The organism is Corynebacterium provencense, assembly GCA_900049755.1.
Lineage (GTDB): Bacteria > Actinomycetota > Actinomycetes > Mycobacteriales > Mycobacteriaceae > Corynebacterium > Corynebacterium neomassiliense.
Map to the genome: position 1 here is coordinate 1042281 of LT160592.1, position 16631 is coordinate 1058911.

General features: G+C 66.6%; 10 protein-coding genes and 1 pseudogene. 9 read left to right on the forward strand and 2 right to left on the reverse strand.

The features are described 5' to 3' along the window. Positions 1 to 4: 4 nt before the first annotated feature. From BN3906_RS04895 to BN3906_RS04930, 9 genes and pseudogenes are all read left to right on the forward strand, one after another. Entirely contained in the window at positions 5 to 784 is a 780-nt protein-coding gene (locus BN3906_RS04895) for a histidine phosphatase family protein (RefSeq protein WP_066584872.1), read from the forward strand. A gap of 470 nt (positions 785 to 1254) precedes the next feature. Continuing rightward, positions 1255 to 1785: pseudogene (locus tag BN3906_RS15410) on the forward strand (DegV family protein); the annotation flags it as partial. A gap of 764 nt (positions 1786 to 2549) precedes the next feature. After that, positions 2550 to 3464, forward strand: coding sequence for a ComEA family DNA-binding protein (locus tag BN3906_RS04905; RefSeq protein ID WP_066586117.1), 915 nt, complete (start codon positions 2550 to 2552; stop codon positions 3462 to 3464). Beyond that, entirely contained in the window at positions 3457 to 5730 is a 2274-nt protein-coding gene (locus BN3906_RS04910; protein WP_066584877.1) for a ComEC/Rec2 family competence protein, read from the forward strand. The genes BN3906_RS04905 and BN3906_RS04910 overlap by 8 nt, the downstream gene beginning before the upstream one ends. Before the next feature lie 85 nt (positions 5731 to 5815). Continuing rightward, positions 5816 to 6799, forward strand: a complete 984-nt coding sequence (gene holA, locus BN3906_RS04915; RefSeq protein WP_066584879.1) for a DNA polymerase III subunit delta — start codon at positions 5816 to 5818, stop codon at positions 6797 to 6799. A gap of 458 nt (positions 6800 to 7257) precedes the next feature. Next, entirely contained in the window at positions 7258 to 9108 is a 1851-nt protein-coding gene (locus BN3906_RS04920; protein WP_066584888.1) for a flavin-containing monooxygenase, read from the forward strand. A 91-nt stretch (positions 9109 to 9199) separates the two neighbouring features. Further along, the gene (locus BN3906_RS04925) at positions 9200 to 10675 is read left to right on the forward strand and encodes an aldehyde dehydrogenase family protein (protein WP_078057126.1); all 1476 of its coding nucleotides are present in this window, start codon (positions 9200 to 9202) and stop codon (positions 10673 to 10675) included. An 839-nt stretch (positions 10676 to 11514) separates the two neighbouring features. Further along, entirely contained in the window at positions 11515 to 11886 is a 372-nt protein-coding gene (locus BN3906_RS14405) for a hypothetical protein (protein ID WP_147592782.1), read from the forward strand. Positions 11887 to 12073: 187 nt separating this feature from the next. Further along, a complete protein-coding gene (locus BN3906_RS04930; protein WP_066584891.1) occupies positions 12074 to 13810 on the forward strand; it encodes a hypothetical protein in 1737 nt (578 codons plus the stop codon). A 12-nt stretch (positions 13811 to 13822) separates the two neighbouring features. Here BN3906_RS04930 and BN3906_RS04935 read toward each other — a convergent pair whose 3' ends face one another. Together BN3906_RS04935 and BN3906_RS04945 are read right to left on the reverse strand one after the other, a co-directional pair. Then, complete coding sequence (locus BN3906_RS04935) at positions 13823 to 14737, reverse strand: alpha/beta hydrolase family protein (RefSeq protein WP_066584894.1); 915 nt, start codon at positions 14735 to 14737, stop codon at positions 13823 to 13825. A gap of 432 nt (positions 14738 to 15169) precedes the next feature. Continuing rightward, positions 15170 to 16561, reverse strand: coding sequence for an NAD-dependent succinate-semialdehyde dehydrogenase (locus BN3906_RS04945; protein ID WP_066584898.1), 1392 nt, complete (start codon positions 16559 to 16561; stop codon positions 15170 to 15172). Positions 16562 to 16631: the final 70 nt, after the last annotated feature.

The following is a 16631-nucleotide window of genomic DNA, read 5'->3' on the forward strand; positions in this document are numbered from 1 at the left end:
CGACATGGCGGAAGTGACGGCAGTGGGCGGTGGTGGGCGTCCGGAGCGGCGGCTCCTCCTGGTCCGTCACGGCCAGACCGAGTACAACCTGGTCGGCAGGATGCAGGGGCAGCTTGACACCCCGCTCAGTGAGGTCGGCCGCGCCCAGGCGGCACAGGTCGCCAGGGGCCTGGCCGACTGGCCCATCGGGACGGTCGTGTCCTCCGACCTGCAACGCGCAGCGGACACCGCCCGGGCCATCGCCGATGCCTCATCCCTGGACGTCACGACGGACCCGAGACTCCGGGAGACTGACCTGGGTGAGTGGTCGGGGAGGGGACATGAGGAGGTCGACGAGGCGTTCCCGGGCGCACGGGCCCACTGGCGTCTCCACCCGCGCTGGGCGCCGCCGGGCGGTGAGAACCGGCTGGAGGTCTCCGCGCGCGCGGGCGCGGTCGTCGACGAACTGATGGCGGGGGACGCCTGGGCGTCCGGCGCAGTGCTGATCGTGGCGCACGGCGGGACGATCTCTGCTCTGACGTGCAGACTTCTGGGTATACCGATTGAGCATTACCCCATGTTCGGGGGCCTGGGGAACACCCGCTGGTGCCAGCTGGTCGCGCGCCCCAGTGACATGTGGACGCCGAACTCCGGAACACCGTGGTGGTCCGGGCCACGGTGGTTCCTCGAAGGCTGGAATGTCGGGGTGACCGCCCCGTCCCCGGTGGCGGTGGTGAACGCGGACGAGGGGACGGACACCGACGGTGAACCGGATCCGGCGGAAGTCTCGGGTGGTGCCGCATGACGGTCCACGTCGTGACAGATTCGACGGCCTGTCTGCCGGCGGCGCTCGCCGCGGAGTACGGGATCACGGTCCTTGACATCCACACCCGGGGGAAGCTCCGTTACCCGGAAGCTGCAGGGTCGGCGTCCCCGGCCTCCTCTCCGGCGACTTCGGTTTCCCCTTCCGTGTCCCCGGTGGACGGCAACGGTACCGTCGACGACACCGACCAGGCGCGCGACCAGCACGGTGCCGGCACCGGCCGGGCTGCGGCGGACAGCAGTGGGTCCGGTGTCGACGGCGAAGCTGGTGAGGATGCGGAACCGACGGACGGACCGGCGGGAGGTGAGCAGGGCGTCCCCGCTGCAACGACGGCGGGTGGAGAGACCGGTGGCAAGGGCGCGGGCGTCGGTGCCTCGGCCGGTGATTCTGCCGGTGCCTCGGCCGCCGGCGGTGGAACTGACAGCCCCTCGGACGGTGCCGGGGAACGCGGGGACGAGGAACCCACCACGGCCGGGCTGGGACCGCTGGAACTCACTGCCGCATACGCCCGACTGCTCGAGCGTGGCGGTGACGACGGTGTGGTGGCCCTGCACCTGTCGCGTGAGCTTTCCTCGACCTGGTCTGCGGCGGTACAGGCAGCTGCCGTCTTCGACGGACTTGTCGAGGTCCTCGACACCCGCTCGGCGGGGATGGTTCTGGGACAGGCCGCAGTCGCCGCCGCCCGTCGCGCCGCCGACGGTGCAGACCTGCAGGAGTGCACGGCGGCCGCCAGGCGAGTACTCGACGGTGCGAATGTCTGGCTCTACGTCCACCGGCTCGACGCCCTGGCACGTGGCGGACGCCTGTCCACCGCCCAGAGGCTGCTGTCGACTGCCCTGGCCATCCGGCCGATCCTGCGCCTGAGTGGCGGAAAGATCGAACTTGCGGCGAAGACCCGGACCCAGGCAAAAGCCATGGCCCGGCTGGTCACCTTCGCCGAGGACGCCTACCGTGAGGCGGCCTCACAGGCAGCGACGGATGCGGCGGAGGTCGCGGACGGCACCGGTCAGTCAACCGGTGAAGGCGGTGCCGACGCTGAGGGTCCCGGTGGTCGGGATTCCGGCAGGCGTGCCGCCGCCGGGGTGGACGACGGGCCTGCCGGTGGACTGCAGGCTTCCGGGAAGGCCGACGGTGGTCGACGGGGCAGTGCGGACGCCGACGCCGGAACCGTTGAAGAGGTCACGGAAACTGACACGGTGTCCGGTCCGGGGGACGGCAGTGCCCCGGAAGATCCCGGAGCCGGCGAAGGGGCCGGCGAGGGGTCAGCCTCGGATGCGGGGAAGGAGTCCGACCCGACGCCGGCAGGTGCAGTGGCAGGGGCGGAACGACCTCGTGTGTTCACCTTCGGTGGTGACCACGAATTCCGCCTGCTCAAGCGGCGTGAGGAACCGGTTCCGCTGCGGAATCTTCCGAAGGTGCCGATGCACCTGGACATCCACCAGGCCGGATACCCGGAGATCGCCGAGGAACTTCGGGACACCCTGCGCAGGAGCCTTCCGGAGTGCGTGGTCATATCCGTGGTCAATCTCTCGCCTGCTCTGCAGGTCCACACCGGTCCGGAAGCCGTCGGAATCACTCTGGTTCACGGCTGAGCGGTCTGGGACTGCCCGGTCTGGGCTGACGGGTCTGGGGCTGCCCGGGAAAGCTGACCCCGGGTTGTCCCCAGGGTGCAGGTTGTCCACAGACACCTCGGCTTCCGGTGTCTCGGACGGCTCCGGCCTTCCCCGTCCGTGGTTTGCTGGCCGCCATGGGCGGAGAAGCAGCAGACGGGGGAAAGCTCCGGAACAGTACCCGACGGGCCGTCGGTTCAGTGAAGGACAGGGTCGAGGCGCTGGCCGGGCCGGTACCCGGACATGAACTCGCCGACATCAGGTTCCACCGCCGCACCACCTTGGGTTCGCGGCCGGCACGTGCACTGCTGACGGTCGTCGCGGTACTGGCGGTCGTAGCGGGAGGGTGGATGCTCATCAGGGATATCGGAGGAGGGGACAGCGGGGATCCCGCGGTTGCGGTGGCAGGACTGTCGCCCACCGGAGTCCAGTTGCCCGCGGCGGGGGTGGCCTCCACCTCATCGGAGCAGGCGCCGGAGGTGGGGGAGGTGCAGGGCGCGTCCGGCTCTCCCGGATCCCCGGGGCAGCAGGAAGGGACGGAGGTGGCGGTTGTCGCAGTACAAGGACTTGTGGACGCGCCAGGGCTGCGGACCGTGGACGCGGGAACGAGGGTCGGTGAGGTTCTTGACCTGGTTGGCGGAGTCCGGGCAGAGGCCAGCCTGGAGGGGATCAACCTTGCAGAGAAAGTGGTCGACGGCATGCAGATCGTCGTCGATCCCGGCGGGTCGCGGGTCAGCTACCCCGGTGGTGGCCCGGTAGGTGGCACAGGTGGAGCTGCACCGGCGGGTGCCGCGGCAGGGGTTGCAGGTCAGGCAGCGGCTCCGGCCCCGGGTGCCGCGGAGTCGGGAACGGCAGGGGCAGGAAAGGTCAACATCAACACCGCGGATGCCGCGGGTTTGACCGCACTGCCGGGAGTGGGGGAGAAGACCGCCCGGTCGATCGTCGCGTGGAGACAGGACAACGGTCCGTTCACCAGCCCTGAGCAGCTCATGGAGGTCAAGGGGATAGGACCGGCGAAGTTCGAGGCGATGAAGGAGATGGTGGGTGTCTGACCGCGCACCGGAGGGCGGTCATCCTGACCCGGATCTCACCCCCGCGCCGGGTTCCGGCCGGGGTTGGACTGTGCCGGACCGTGACCTGCACAGTCCGGCGGTGCTGCGGCGGCGCAGGGGACCGGACCTCCGCCTCGTTCCGGTGGCGTCCGCAACCTGGTGTGCGGTGGCGTTCGTCCTGGTCACCAGGTCCTGGTGGCCGGTTCTCGTCTGTGCTGCGGTCTGTACTGTCGTCGCCGTGACTGCCGCCCGGGGTGGTCGGGGTGGTCGGGACGTCCGCGTCGTGCATGACCTCGACGCCGGGGTCGCTGCCGGTGACGCCTGGTCGACAGTCACGGTGGCCCGGGTGGTGGCGGTGTCATCGGCCTGTGCCTTCGTCTGGGCTGCCCGTGCGGGACTGGCCGTCCGCCGGGTAGACGCCCACCCCTGGTCTGCCGGGGACACTCGGGTATGGCGGGGCGTCCTCGAAATTGCAGGTACGCCACGGCAACTCGCCGACGGTGGGGTGAACCTGCCGGTGGAGGTTCCCGGGTTGGGGCGGCTGCCCCTGTTCGTCTCTGAACCGTATGCGGCAGGTGCCGACTCTGCAGGTGCCGACTCTGCCGGTGGTGACTCTGCGGGTGACGGTCGGCAGGTAGCCGGCGGAGGCTCCGGTGACTCTGTGGCTGCGCTGCTCGACCTGCAACCGGGAACAGCACTGGAGATCTCGGCGACGGTGCAGCCCTCGGACCGTCCCGGACTTGTACCGGTCGTGCTGTCCGCGTCAGATGTGCCCGAGGCCGTCAGAGACCCGGAAGGGTTCCGGGCGGTGACCGGTCACCTCCGTGACGGTCTGGCAGAGGCGGCGTCCCGACTGCCGGAGGGGGCCGCAGAGCTCGTTCCCGGGATGGTCGTCGGTGACGTCAGTGGGCAGGATCCCGTGTTCCGCGGCGAGTTCCTGGCGACCGGGCTCAGTCACCTCAGCGCCGTCAGCGGGGCGAACCTGAGCATCATCAGCGCGACAGTTCTTGTCGTCTGTGGTGTTCTCGGGGCATCCGTGAAGGTCAGGGTGGTTTCTGCGGCGCTGAGTCTGGTCGCTTTCGTCATTGTCGTCGGAACTGAACCCAGTGTGCTGCGCGCGGCGGTGACCGGTCTGGTGGGGTTGGTCGCGGTGCTGAGCTCCCGGCGTACGCACGGTTTCGCCGCGTGCTCTGCCGCTGTCCTGCTGCTGCTGGCCGTTGATCCGGGACTTGCGGTGGACTACTCCTTCATTCTGTCCGTTGTCGCCACGGTGGGAATAGTTGCGCTGGCTCCGCTGGTGTCGAGGCGGTTGATCCAGATGTGGAGCAGTGCCCGTGAACGTCGCGGAGGGTCGAGAATCACCGGTTGGCAGGCCGCGTTGTGCAGGCTCGCAGGGGTGAGTCTGGCGGCGGACGTGGTGACGGTACCCGTGATCGCCCACATGACCGGAGTTGTCTCACCGACTGCGGTGCTGGCCAATGTGCTGGTCGGTCCGGTGGTGCCGGTCGTCACCGTGACCGGGATGCTGGGGGCACTGGTCGCAGGAGTCTCAGTGCCGGCGGGAACGGCGGTGCTGTGGGTGTGCGTACCGTGCGCGGTGTGGATCACCTGGGTGGCACAGACGTTGTCCGGGGTGCCTGTACTGATCATGGCTGCCGGATGGGTGACCGCTGCGGCGACACTACCTGTGGGGGTCGCAACGGTTGTGGCAGTGGTGTCCGGAAGGTGGCGAGGGGTGGCCGTGACAGTTCTGGTCACGGCAGTGGCAGCCGGGTGCGCGGCGGCGCGCGCCGGTGTAGTGGAGGTTGGACCGTATCCCGGGGCAGTCCCGGGGGGAAGATTCGGCGCGTCCTTCGACAGACAGTGGTGGGAGGATCTGGGTGGGCAGGACAGCGGGTACCAAAGAATCCGCGGATGGACGGTGGGGGTGAAACCTGCCGGCTCCGGTGGAGGAGGGCCACCGGAACTCCTGGTGGCCCCGGAACAGCGCCAGGCGGGAAGCCGGGACCCACGGGTTGCCGTCTTCCCGGATGATTCCGGTGTCCTGGTACACGAGAGGTCACTGAGATCGGACACTGCCTCCGGTTCCGGAGGTGCTCCGGCACGACCGTCACCGGAACGACCTGACCTGTACGTGGTCACAGGTTGCGGACGTTCACGGGGTATGCCGAGCAGGACCCCGGAAGGCGTCCCGGTGGCGTACCCGTGCCGGGACGGTACGGTGCTGCTGGCCCCCGACGGACTGCACGCGGGCGGACCAGGGTAGTCAGGGGGTGGTCAGGTCAAGGTGCCCGGTCACAGCTCGCGGAGACGGCGCCGGGAGGTCCTGTCGCCGGTCTAGGATTGTCGGCATGGCAGAACTGGACACGGCGCAGGTCAATCTCATCGTCGGTGGGGATGAGTTCCTCGCAGAGAGGCGCAGACAGGAAGTCGTCGACCGTGTCCGCAGATCCGTCGGGGATCCGGACCTGCCCGTGGAAATCCGAAGAACCAGTGAAATTGATGCCGGTGAACTGGCGGAACTGCTCAGCCCGTCACTGTTCGCCGAGGACCGCATCGTCGTGGTCACCGGGCTGGCGGAGGCATCGAAGGAGACTGTGAAGCTGATCGAAGGGGCCGTCGCGGAGCCCGTGCCCGGGATCGTCCTGATCCTGCAGCACACTGGCAAAGGTCGTCAAAAGTCGCTGGTCAGCAGTCTTCCCGGGAAAGCTCCCAGGGGCGCACTCCGGGTCCTCTCCGCCGAAGAGCTCCGCGGCAGGGAAAGAACGGCGTTCGTCGAATCCGAGTTCCGGGCAGCAGGGGCGAGAGTCAGCCCGGATGTCACCGAGGCACTCATCGAGTCAGTGGGTACAGACCTCCGTGAGCTGGCGGCCGCGGTGAGCCAGCTCGTCTCCGACACCGGTGGTCAGGTCACGGTCGCCGCAGTCCACAGCTACTACCAGGGCACCGCCGAAGTGTCAGGATTCGATGTGGCCGAGTACGCGGTCACCGGCCGGGTCGACCGGGCGGTCGGTTCCGCCCGCCGGGCGCTGCAGCTCGGCGTCCCCCACGTGCTGCTTGCCTCCGCGTTGTCCGGGATGGTGGGAGACATCGCCAAAGTGCACGAGGTCGGTCGGATCAATGCACGGTCCCAGGCCGCGGAGTTCGGGATGCCCCCGTGGAAGCTGGAGAAGACCGTACGACTGGCACGATCCTGGTCCGCCGCGGGGGTGGCGGCGGCTGTCCAGGTCGTTGCGGAGCTGGATGCCGGGGTCAAGGGATGGGCAGCTGATCCCGAGTACGCGGTGGAGGATGCGGTGCGCAGGATCGCGGTTCTCGCCGGAACACAGAACTGACATGCGGGAGCACCCGGCACCGCGGACAGACGGTTGATGCGTTGAGGTGAGCCGGGGTTGAGGTGGCAACGGGGGTGGTAAATCACCCCCGTCGTCCGGACAGTTCCGGCGATGTCCAGTAGCTGTCACCTCGAGATACGTTCACAGTAAAAGTGTTTTGTCACATATATGTACTTATCACGGTGGTCGGGGCCGGGGTGGGCGGTTAGCGTGGGGAGGGTCGTCATAGTTGTGATACGCACCACACGCATATATGTCTGTGATGTAGAGCCCATTACCGTGACGTGCCGATGAAGAACCCTATCCGGGCCCGAGATGTCCGGTGTGCCCCCGCGGCCCGACCGAGAGGAATCTCCTTGTCTGCTCCCACGATCGACCAGTCCACCAGCGGCACCCCAGAAGCCCCAGGAACCCCAGTCACCACAGGAACGGCACCGGAAACTGCGTCCGACCCGACCGTGGCGTCCCTCAACCACCGGGTCCTGGCCTGGTTCAGGAAATTCGCCGAGGCACTGGCGGAACCCGACGTCGAGACTGCTGCCACCGCCACCGCCGACCTATTCGTCGAGGAAGGCTACTGGCGGGACCTGACCACCTTCACCTGGAACCTGCACACCGCCGAACACCGCGATGCCGTCGCGGACCTGGTGCGGGGAACCCACGGCACCGGCAACCTCGTCATCAGCGACATCGCGATCGACCGTGACGCCGTGGTCGAGGACGCCGTGGACGGCTCCGGCACCGACATCTTCGCCTTCGTCACCTTCGAGACCCCCGTGGTGACCTCCCGGGCCCTGATCCGGTTGAAGAACGAAGGAACTCCGGAAGCTCCGGTGGACCGGTGCTGGACCCTCCTCACCTCCGCCCGTGAGCTCAAGGCCCGGCCCGAGAAGAAGGGACGCCACCGTGTCACCGGTGCCGAGCACGGCGTCCACACCGACCGGCGCAACTGGGCGGACAGGCGGGCTGAACGCCGTGAGACCCTCGGCTACACGGAACAGCCCTATGTCCTCATCGTCGGAGGAGGTCAGGGAGGTATCGCGCTGGCATCCCGGCTCAAGCGTCTCGGCGTCCCCACACTTGTCGTCGAGAAGTCCGCCCGGCCGGGTGACCAGTGGCGTGGCCGGTACCACTCCCTGTGCCTGCACGATCCCGTGTGGTACGACCACCTGCCCTACCTGCCGTTCCCCGATGACTGGCCCGTGTTCACCCCCAAAGACAAGATGGGTGACTGGCTGGAGCACTACACCGGCATCATGGATCTCGACTACTGGAACAGCACCACCTGCGAGCGTGCCTCCTACGACGAGGCATCGGGTACCTGGGAGGTCGTCGTCGACCGCGACGGCGAGCAGGTGGTCCTCCGCCCCACCCAGCTGGTCCTGGCCACCGGCATGTCCGGGGTGCCCAACAAGCCGACCTTCCCCGGCCAGGAGAAGTTCCGCGGTGAAATCCGGCACTCCTCGGAGCACCCGGGCGGCGCGGTGGACCGGGGACGCCGGGTGGTTGTCCTCGGAGCGAACAACTCCGCACACGACATCTGCGCCGACCTCTACGAGAACGGTGCCCACCCGGTGATGATCCAACGGTCGTCGACGTACATCGTGAACTCGGACATGTTCATCAGGCATGTCACCAGCCCGCTCTACTCCGAGGACGCCCTGGACGCCGGGATCGACACCGACACCGCGGACCTGATGTTCGCCTCCTGGCCCTACCGACTGCTTCCCCTGGCACAGAAGCCTGGCTCTGACGCGATCAGGAGGGAGGACGCTGCGTTCTACGCCGACCTCGAGAAGGCCGGATTCATGCTCGACTACGGTGACGACGAGACCGGCCTGTTCCTGAAGTACCTGCGCCGCGGTTCCGGCTACTACATCAACGTCGGCGCGTCCCAGCTGGTCATCGACGGTTCCATCGAACTGCACTCCGGTGTGGGGATCGACCACTACACCGAGGACGGTGTCGTCCTTACCGACGGTACCGAGATTGAGGCGGACGTGGTTGTCCTGGCCACCGGGTTCGGATCGATGAACGGGTGGGCGGAGCGACTCATCAGCCCGGAAGTCGCCGACAAGGTCGGCAAGTGCTGGGGGCTGGGGTCCGACACCACCAAGGACCCGGGTCCGTGGGAGGGTGAACTGCGTAACATGTGGAAGCCCACCCGGCAGGAGAACCTGTGGTTCATGGGCGGGAACCTCCACCAGGGCCGGCACTACTCCCGGTACCTTTCCCTTCAGCTCGCCGCACGTCATGAAGGGCTGGACACCCCCGTGTACGCTCCGGCGGAGTCTCACCACAGGAGGTAGCTGTCCGGGGGCGCTCACCGGGTCGCACTCCGGGGCGTTCTCCGATTCGTTTTCCGGTTCGTTTTCCGGGGGGAATACGTAGGCTGGGGTCATGTCTGCACCGAAATCACTTCCTTCCACGTACCGCGAACTGCTGTCGCTGGTCACTGTCCCACTGGAGCGTCGCCCGGACGGCGATGTCGTCGCCTCCCGCCCCGTCCATGACCCGGCGACCGGCGAGGTCATCGGGCTTGCCCCTGTCCACGGCGCCGAGGAGGTCGATGAGGCTGTCGAGGCTGCCCGGGACATTCAGCCGGACTGGGCGTCCTGGAGCTCCGGGGAGCGGGCCGATCTGCTGGAGAAGGCGGCGGACGCCGTCGAACAGGTCGCCGAACCTCTTGCGGAGCTGCTGAGCAGGGAGACCGGCAAGCCGCTGAACGGACCGAACGCCAGGTTCGAGGTCGGGGCGTGCGTCAACTGGCTGCGCACCGCGGCGTCCCTCGATGTCCCGGTGGAGACCGTGGTCGACGACGGTGGCACCCGGGCTACCCTGAGGTGGCGCCCGGTGGGCATTGTCGGCGCGATCGGGCCGTGGAACTGGCCGATGATGATCACCGTGTGGCAGACCGCCTCGGCGCTGCGGATGGGTAATGCGGTGATCGTGAAACCGTCGGAGAACACGACTCTGTCGGTACTTGCCCTGTGCGCTGTTCTCAATGAGGTTCTTCCCCCGGGCGTCCTCACGGTGGTCCCCGGTGAGCGTGAGGTGGGGGCGGTGATCGCCGGGCACCCTGAGATCAGGAAGGTCCTGTTCACCGGGTCCACGTCGACCGGGCGCCGGATTGTCGAGGCCAGTGCGGGCAACCTCAAACGGCTCACCCTGGAACTGGGCGGCAATGACGCGGGAATCGTCCTGGAGGACATTTTCGACGGGGCTGACGCCGACCGCCGCAGGTCCGTTGTCGAGGACATGTTCTGGGGTGCGTTCATCAACACCGGTCAGACCTGCGCAGCCCTGAAGCGGTTGTATGTCCCGGACTCCGTCTACGACGAGGTCTGCTCCGGACTGGCTGAGGTTGCCCGGCAGGTGCCGATGGGTCGGGGGCTTGAGGAGGGGAACCTGCTGGGGCCGCTGCAGAACCGGAGCCAGTTCGACATCGTCGACGGACTGGTGGAGGAGGCGAGGGCATCGGGTGCGCGGATCCTGTGCGGCGGCAACCCGGTGCGGGACGCGCCGGGATTCTTCTACCCGGCGACCCTGGTCGCCGACATCGCCCCGGATGCCCGGCTGGTGGAGGAGGAGCAGTTCGGTCCGGCTCTGCCGGTGGTCAGGTATTCCGACCTGGAGTGGGCGGTGTCGGAGGCGAACAGGTCGGAGGCGGGGCTGGGGGCTTCGGTGTGGTCTTCCCGTCCAGAGGGGGCGCGGGAGGTGGCGTCCCGGCTGGAGGCGGGGACGGTGTGGATCAACGCCCATGGGGCAGTGGATCCGCGGATCCCGTTCGGCGGGGTGAAGGGGTCCGGGTACGGGCTCGAGTTCGGGGTGGAGGGGCTGAAGGCGGTGTCGGTTCCGCAGGTGATAAATGGCTGACCGGGGAGGCGACGGCTGCCTGTCCTCGGGAAGGCCGGCGGAAAACAGTGAGATTCCCACTAAGTGGGACATTTACACCCCCGAAGTGGGCTATTCTGGGATTCTGCTGGTAGGAGACATATAGTGGACCACGAACTCGACCGCACCCACACTCCGCGGGAGAGCTGAGGCCCTGCTCCCGCACCCTGGGAGTGGGGTCTTTCTGTGGCTGTGATGCGGCTGTCGCGGCTGTGCAGGTGGTTCCGGTTTCAGGCAGGGGGAGGTCGGTACGGGGGCTTGTGTGCGGACGTCGGCCGAGCTATGGTTTTGGAGGCTGAGCTACACAGTTCAGAGGGGAAGGACGCCTTGAGGCGTCGTCCGGGGGAGTGGTTCGAGGGGGTCAGAATATGGCGTCCACCGGTACAGAGCCGGGGCGTGTACGGCAGGCGCACAGGTCGCGGGCGGGTCGGGGAGCGACGGGGGTGCCACTTGTTCCGGTGCTCGTCGCACTGTTGATCACGGCTGTCGGTTGTGCAGGAGGAGGTACGACGGGCGCAGCGGGGGGTGGGGAAGTGGCGTCGCCCGCCGCGGGCAGTTCGTCGGCTGCCGAGGTCGGGACTTCCGGCGGCCCGGGTGCTGTGGGGCGGCCGGAGGTCAGCGACGACGGTCGGATGCTGCAGCCTGCGGGGCATTCCGGACTGTGGTTCGAGACCGAGCCGGAGGATCCGCTGGACCATCTGGTGTGGGAGTCCCAACGCTATGTGGGATCACCGGTCCCGGTGCGGCAGCTGGGGGAGGACGCCGGGTCTCCTGAGGGGGCACACCTGCCGGATGTGTGCGCGCCCGAAGTCGTTCAGCGGATGGTTGACCTGGGTTTGAGACAGGCTGCTTCAAAAGATATTGGCCCGGAGTATGTACAATGCGCGGTCTTTGGAGATGAGAACAGAAAAGATATCAGGGAAATAGAATATATATGGGGTTCGACAAGTGTGGTGGAAACTATTAGAAGGGATGGAGATATTGTAGATTCAGGAATTCAAGGGAGGGAGAACCTGATAAACGGAGGACTGGCTGACGGCTTCGGTTGCGTATCTCTTGAAAGACTCTTCTCTGAGGAGGGTGCTGTTATAGCGCACCCGGGACCATTTATGAAAACTCCCAATTGCGATCTATCTAACAGAATGTTGCAGATTGTCTTGAACTGTCTAGGAGGGGAACTTGTTCAAGTTTGATATCGATTCGTTGGTGACTGTCAGGACAATCATAAGAGAGTCTGGTTTGGGGTTGTCATTTGATAATCAGTCCACTCTTGGCGTCGGGGGTTTCACGAGTTCGCCGGCGCTGGCCACGGTGGCCTCGCAGTACGCGTCCTATCTCACAGGTCACCCGGGATCGCTGGCTACGGCGACGGCATCACTGATGGCGGAAATCGACTTCCTTCATTCCACACTCGGCAGTCTCACCGACGCATTACGGTGCCAGGAGGAGAACTCCGCCGAAGCTTTCGACCGCACGACCCGCGTCACCCAAGGGCCTGCCGAATGCAGAGTCTTCACCATGTCGACAAGAAATGACGTTCCGGTCACAGACCTCGGCTACATTCCCCCGGTGGCAGCTGCAGAAGCAGCAAGCCAGCTCAAAGCGTTGACGGCAATGTTCGTCGGAGACGACAGCAGTATCCTCGCAGCTTCGGGACACTGGATGTCGACAGGCGCCAGAATCACAGCAGCCGTGGAATCACTGCAACGCGCAGCAGCAATCCTCGCGGCAACTACCCGCGGTTCCGCTTTCGAAAATGCCACGGCATCGATCGAATCCACCGTGGCGCGCGGTACCGTCATAGCTGCGAATGCCGTCGCCATGGGCAGAGCCATGGCCGAACTGCCCCCGATCAGGACAGCTGCCCTCACCCGCCTGCTGTCACTCGAGGCTGAGGCAGAGGCACGCACAGCAGCAGTGGCCGCCACTGCAGCACTGGACCCGGCAGCCGCTGTAGCAGGTAAAGCAGCAGCGGAAGCGGCAACCAGAGCCGATGTCGCAGCATTCGTCACCGGATTCCTCCAGCCCGCTCTCGACACCGCACGCCCACCGGTGACGAACCTCGGCACCGAACCCGTCGGACACCACGGCGGTGGAATGCTGGGTACCGGAACCCCGGAAAGCACAAATCTCTCCGCCATGCCCACCACCGTATCCGCCGGAGTGGCTGCCGACGGTCACACCGCTACCGTAATGCCGTACACCCGGGACGTCCCACAGGCCGGTAATCCCGGCACAATGACAGCAGGAGCCCACACCGGAAACCTCGAACCACGGGGAACCACCCCCGTCAACGGCAACGGGACCACAGGAACACCGGGAGGTCATCTCAGCCCGCCAGCAGTTTCCCCGCAAACAACCGGACAGGACGGACGCAGCACAGTCGTACCCTCAGGAACACGTCCGACTACTCCACCCGCCCCGCTGGACCGGACCACGGCCCCCGCCACCACAGTGAACACGGCAACGGCCGGAACCCGGGGCACAGCGGGAACCACCACGACCCCGGTAACGCCTACGACAGGCAGCCCCGGCGGAGCCGGACAGTACAACCCCGGAGTGGTACCAGGCCAACGCGGCAACAGTCCTTCCACCACCGGCACCAACAATGGAATGAACCGTGTCACCCAACCACTCCTGCCCCGGGCACTCGCCGGCGCCGGTCACACAGCGCCAGTAAACGGTGGTACGACGACCACACCAGGAAACGGCAGTGCGCCGCGAAACAATCCCGTCGGAGCAGGCGCACTGTCGACAGCAAGAGGCCCCGTCTCCGGCACACCCGGTACCGCCGTGTCAGCACCGGGCACACCGACACCCGGCACTCCGCCCCACGCTGCAGCCGGACACGGGACTGCCCCTGCCCCCGGAGTTCCCGGGGCACCCGGGACATCCGGCAACCGGCAACCGGGGTCAGCCGGCGGACCGGGTGCCGTCGGAACAGGAACACCGGTGACCGGCACCAGGGCCGGTCGACAGCCCTCCACGTCCCCGTTCACCGCAACGGGGAGAACATCAGGGAGAAAAGGAAGGAACAGAAGAGACCCGGTGAGAACCTACTTCCTGAAGCAGTTCCTCGGCAGGGACACCGGAACAGTCAAGCCGGTTATCCGCTGAATCCCACACAAGTTACGCCCCGGGAGAGGCGGTCACCGAGGCTGACCCCTGCGCGACGTGGGCGGTGCCCCCGTCCAACCGCCTGCCCAGATCCTCCGGCGACAAGGTGGACACCCCGTGGATGATGTCCAGTACCCGGTCATACCTGGGCGATGACCGCTTCAGATAAGACACATGGTCCTCCCCGGTCAACAGGACGAGCTTTGCCCGGCCCCCCTCAGCAGACAACCGGGACACATACCGCCGCGAATCATCCACCGGCACCACACTGTCATCTGTTCCGTGGACAGCAACCACCGGAATACGAGGATTGATGTTCTGGATCGGATCCACCGCGGCATAACGGTCAGGGACCTGCGAGGGAGAACCGCCCAGAACCCTCACCACATTGTCATCACCATGCTCGGCAGACCACCGCATATCCAGGGGGCCGGACAAAGAGACCACCCTGGTCGGCGTGAACCTCGGGTCCGCACCGATCTCACCCTTCTCCAGGTCACCCCGGGTCCCCGCCCAGGCAGCCAACTGTGCACCGGCACTGTGGCCCACGACAGTCTCATCGTCAACAGTGATCTCAGGATGACGCCTGTCCAGCTCAGGAACATAATCCAGGGCGTCAGCGACATCCGAGAACGTCACAGGCCACCCGCCACCCCGGTCCACCGCACGGTACTCGACATTCAGAACCGCAACGCCCCGCGAAGTAAGGTCCCGGGCAATCCTGCGGGCCCCCGTCGCCCCCGAACGCCAGGCACCACCGTGAATGAACACCACAAGAGGAACCGAATCCTCGTCATGCCTTCCCGGGGGAAGATAGAAATCCGCCCAGTTCTGGGAAGGATCAGCCACACCGCCCCGCACCGGATAGACAACATGCTCGGTGAAACCGGAGTCACGGGACTCCCCGGCCGGTAACTCCGTGGACACCACAGCCTCCGAAAACACCTCCGCAGTGGGACGGGGTCCGACCCCCGACGGATCCCCCGGCACGCTAGAACCCGTCGAACCTGCAGCTCCCGCAGACTCAGGAGCGCCTGCGGCCCCTGAAGAGGAACCTGACCCGGAAACGTCACCGTACCCGCAGGAGACCAGGAGGACCGTGGACAACAAGGTGGAGAGCAGCACCGGGAAGCATGTGGAACAACGTGCCATGGGCTGAACAGTACCTGCGTCCGGTGGTCCTGTCCCCGTCCGCTGTGCATATGGTCCTCGGTACAGGCCCTCCGCCGCCCCCGCGCGTGCCGGTCAGGGTACGGGTCGGCCCCGTGTCCCTGCGGACAGGGCACGGGGCCGGGGTACCCACCCCCACCGGGGCGGTCACATCAACCGGTTCACATCAACCGGTTCACGTCAACCGGGTCAGAACGAACCGTCAATGTCCGTGACGACAACGACCTTCTGGTTCACGAACTCCTTGATACCCAGGTCAATCAACTCATGACCGTAACCGGAGTGCTTGACACCACCGAACGGGATATCCGCCTTCACACCCGTGGGCTGGTTGATGTACACCATGCCCGTGTCGATACGACGGGCGACCTTACGCGCCCGCTCAATATCAGTGGAGAACACCGACCCACCCAGACCGAACGGAGTGTCATTGGCGATACGCACCGCATCATCAGTGTCAGCGGCACGGTAGAGCTGGGTCACCGGACCGAAGAACTCCGTCTGCGAGGTCACCGACCCCTCCGCAATGTCGGTGATCAGCACCGGGCGGACGAACGCACCCTGCTCAGGCACCGGCGCACCGATGGTCTCCACCGTCGCACCCTCGGCCCGGGCAGCCTCGATCTGGGCCAGCACATCATCGGCGGCCTTCTGCGACGACAACGGTGCCAGCGTCGTCGCCGGATCCGTCGGATCACCGGCGACCAGGGCGGCGACGTGCTTCTTGTACTCGGCGAGGAACTGGTCGTACACCGCGTCGACGACGATCAGACGCTTCGACGACACGCACACCTGACCGGCGTTCCAGTGCCGGCCGAACGCGGCCCACCGGGCAGCCTTGTCGACCTCGGCGTCGTCGAGGACGACGAACGCGTCGGCACCGCCGAGTTCCAGGGTGGACTTCTTCAGGTACTTCGCCGCGGTGGCGGCCACCGCAGCCCCCGCACCCTCCGACCCGGTCAGGGCCACACCGCGGACCCGCGGGTCCGACAGGATCTGGTCGGTGGCGTCGTGGGCGGCGAAGACGTTGGTCAGAACTCCTTCCGGGGCCCCGGCCTGCCGGAACAGGTCGACCATCCGCAGGGCGGACTGGGGGACGTTGGAGGCGTGCTTGAGGATGACGGTGTTGCCGGCCAGGGTCTGCGGCGCGGAGATGCGCACGACCTGGTAGTAGGGGAAGTTCCAGGGCTCCACCGCGTAGAGCACGCCGAGGGGGTCGTTGACCAGGGCGACGTCCTGGTCGCCGAAGCCTTCGGCCGGCAGGTAGCGGGGGGCGAGGTGGGAGGCGCCGTAGCGGGAGTAGTACTCCAGGATCCCGGCGGACAGTTCGACCTCGGCTTCGGCTTCGCCGATGAGCTTGCCCATTTCCAGGGTCAGGGTTTCGGCGTAGTCGTGCTTGTTGTCGCGCAGGATCTGGGCGGCTTTGGCGAGCACGGCGGCGCGTTGTTCGACCGGGGTCGTCGACCAGGTGTGGAAGGTCGCGTCGGCGGTGGTGATCGCCGCGTCGATGTCCTCGGCGGTGGCGGTGTCGAAGGTCTTGACGACCTCACCGGTGTAGGGATTGGTGGTTGCGTAGGCCACTTCTGCGGTCCTTTCGCTCGGGAGCTCTTGTCACTGTCCGAGGTTAGGTCCACCTGTGGCATTCGTGCCC

Coding starts and splice junctions, on each gene's coding strand:
- BN3906_RS04895 (WP_066584872.1), top strand. CDS start 5: ATGGCGGAAGTGACGGCAGTGGGCGGTGGTGGGCGTCCGGAGCGGCGG.
- holA (WP_066584879.1), top strand. CDS start 5,816: ATGGCAGAACTGGACACGGCGCAGGTCAATCTCATCGTCGGTGGGGAT.
- BN3906_RS04930 (WP_066584891.1), top strand. CDS start 12,074: ATGGCGGAAATCGACTTCCTTCATTCCACACTCGGCAGTCTCACCGAC.
- BN3906_RS14405 (WP_147592782.1), top strand. CDS start 11,515: ATGGTTGACCTGGGTTTGAGACAGGCTGCTTCAAAAGATATTGGCCCG.
- BN3906_RS04905 (WP_066586117.1), top strand. CDS start 2,550: ATGGGCGGAGAAGCAGCAGACGGGGGAAAGCTCCGGAACAGTACCCGA.
- BN3906_RS04925 (WP_078057126.1), top strand. CDS start 9,200: ATGTCTGCACCGAAATCACTTCCTTCCACGTACCGCGAACTGCTGTCG.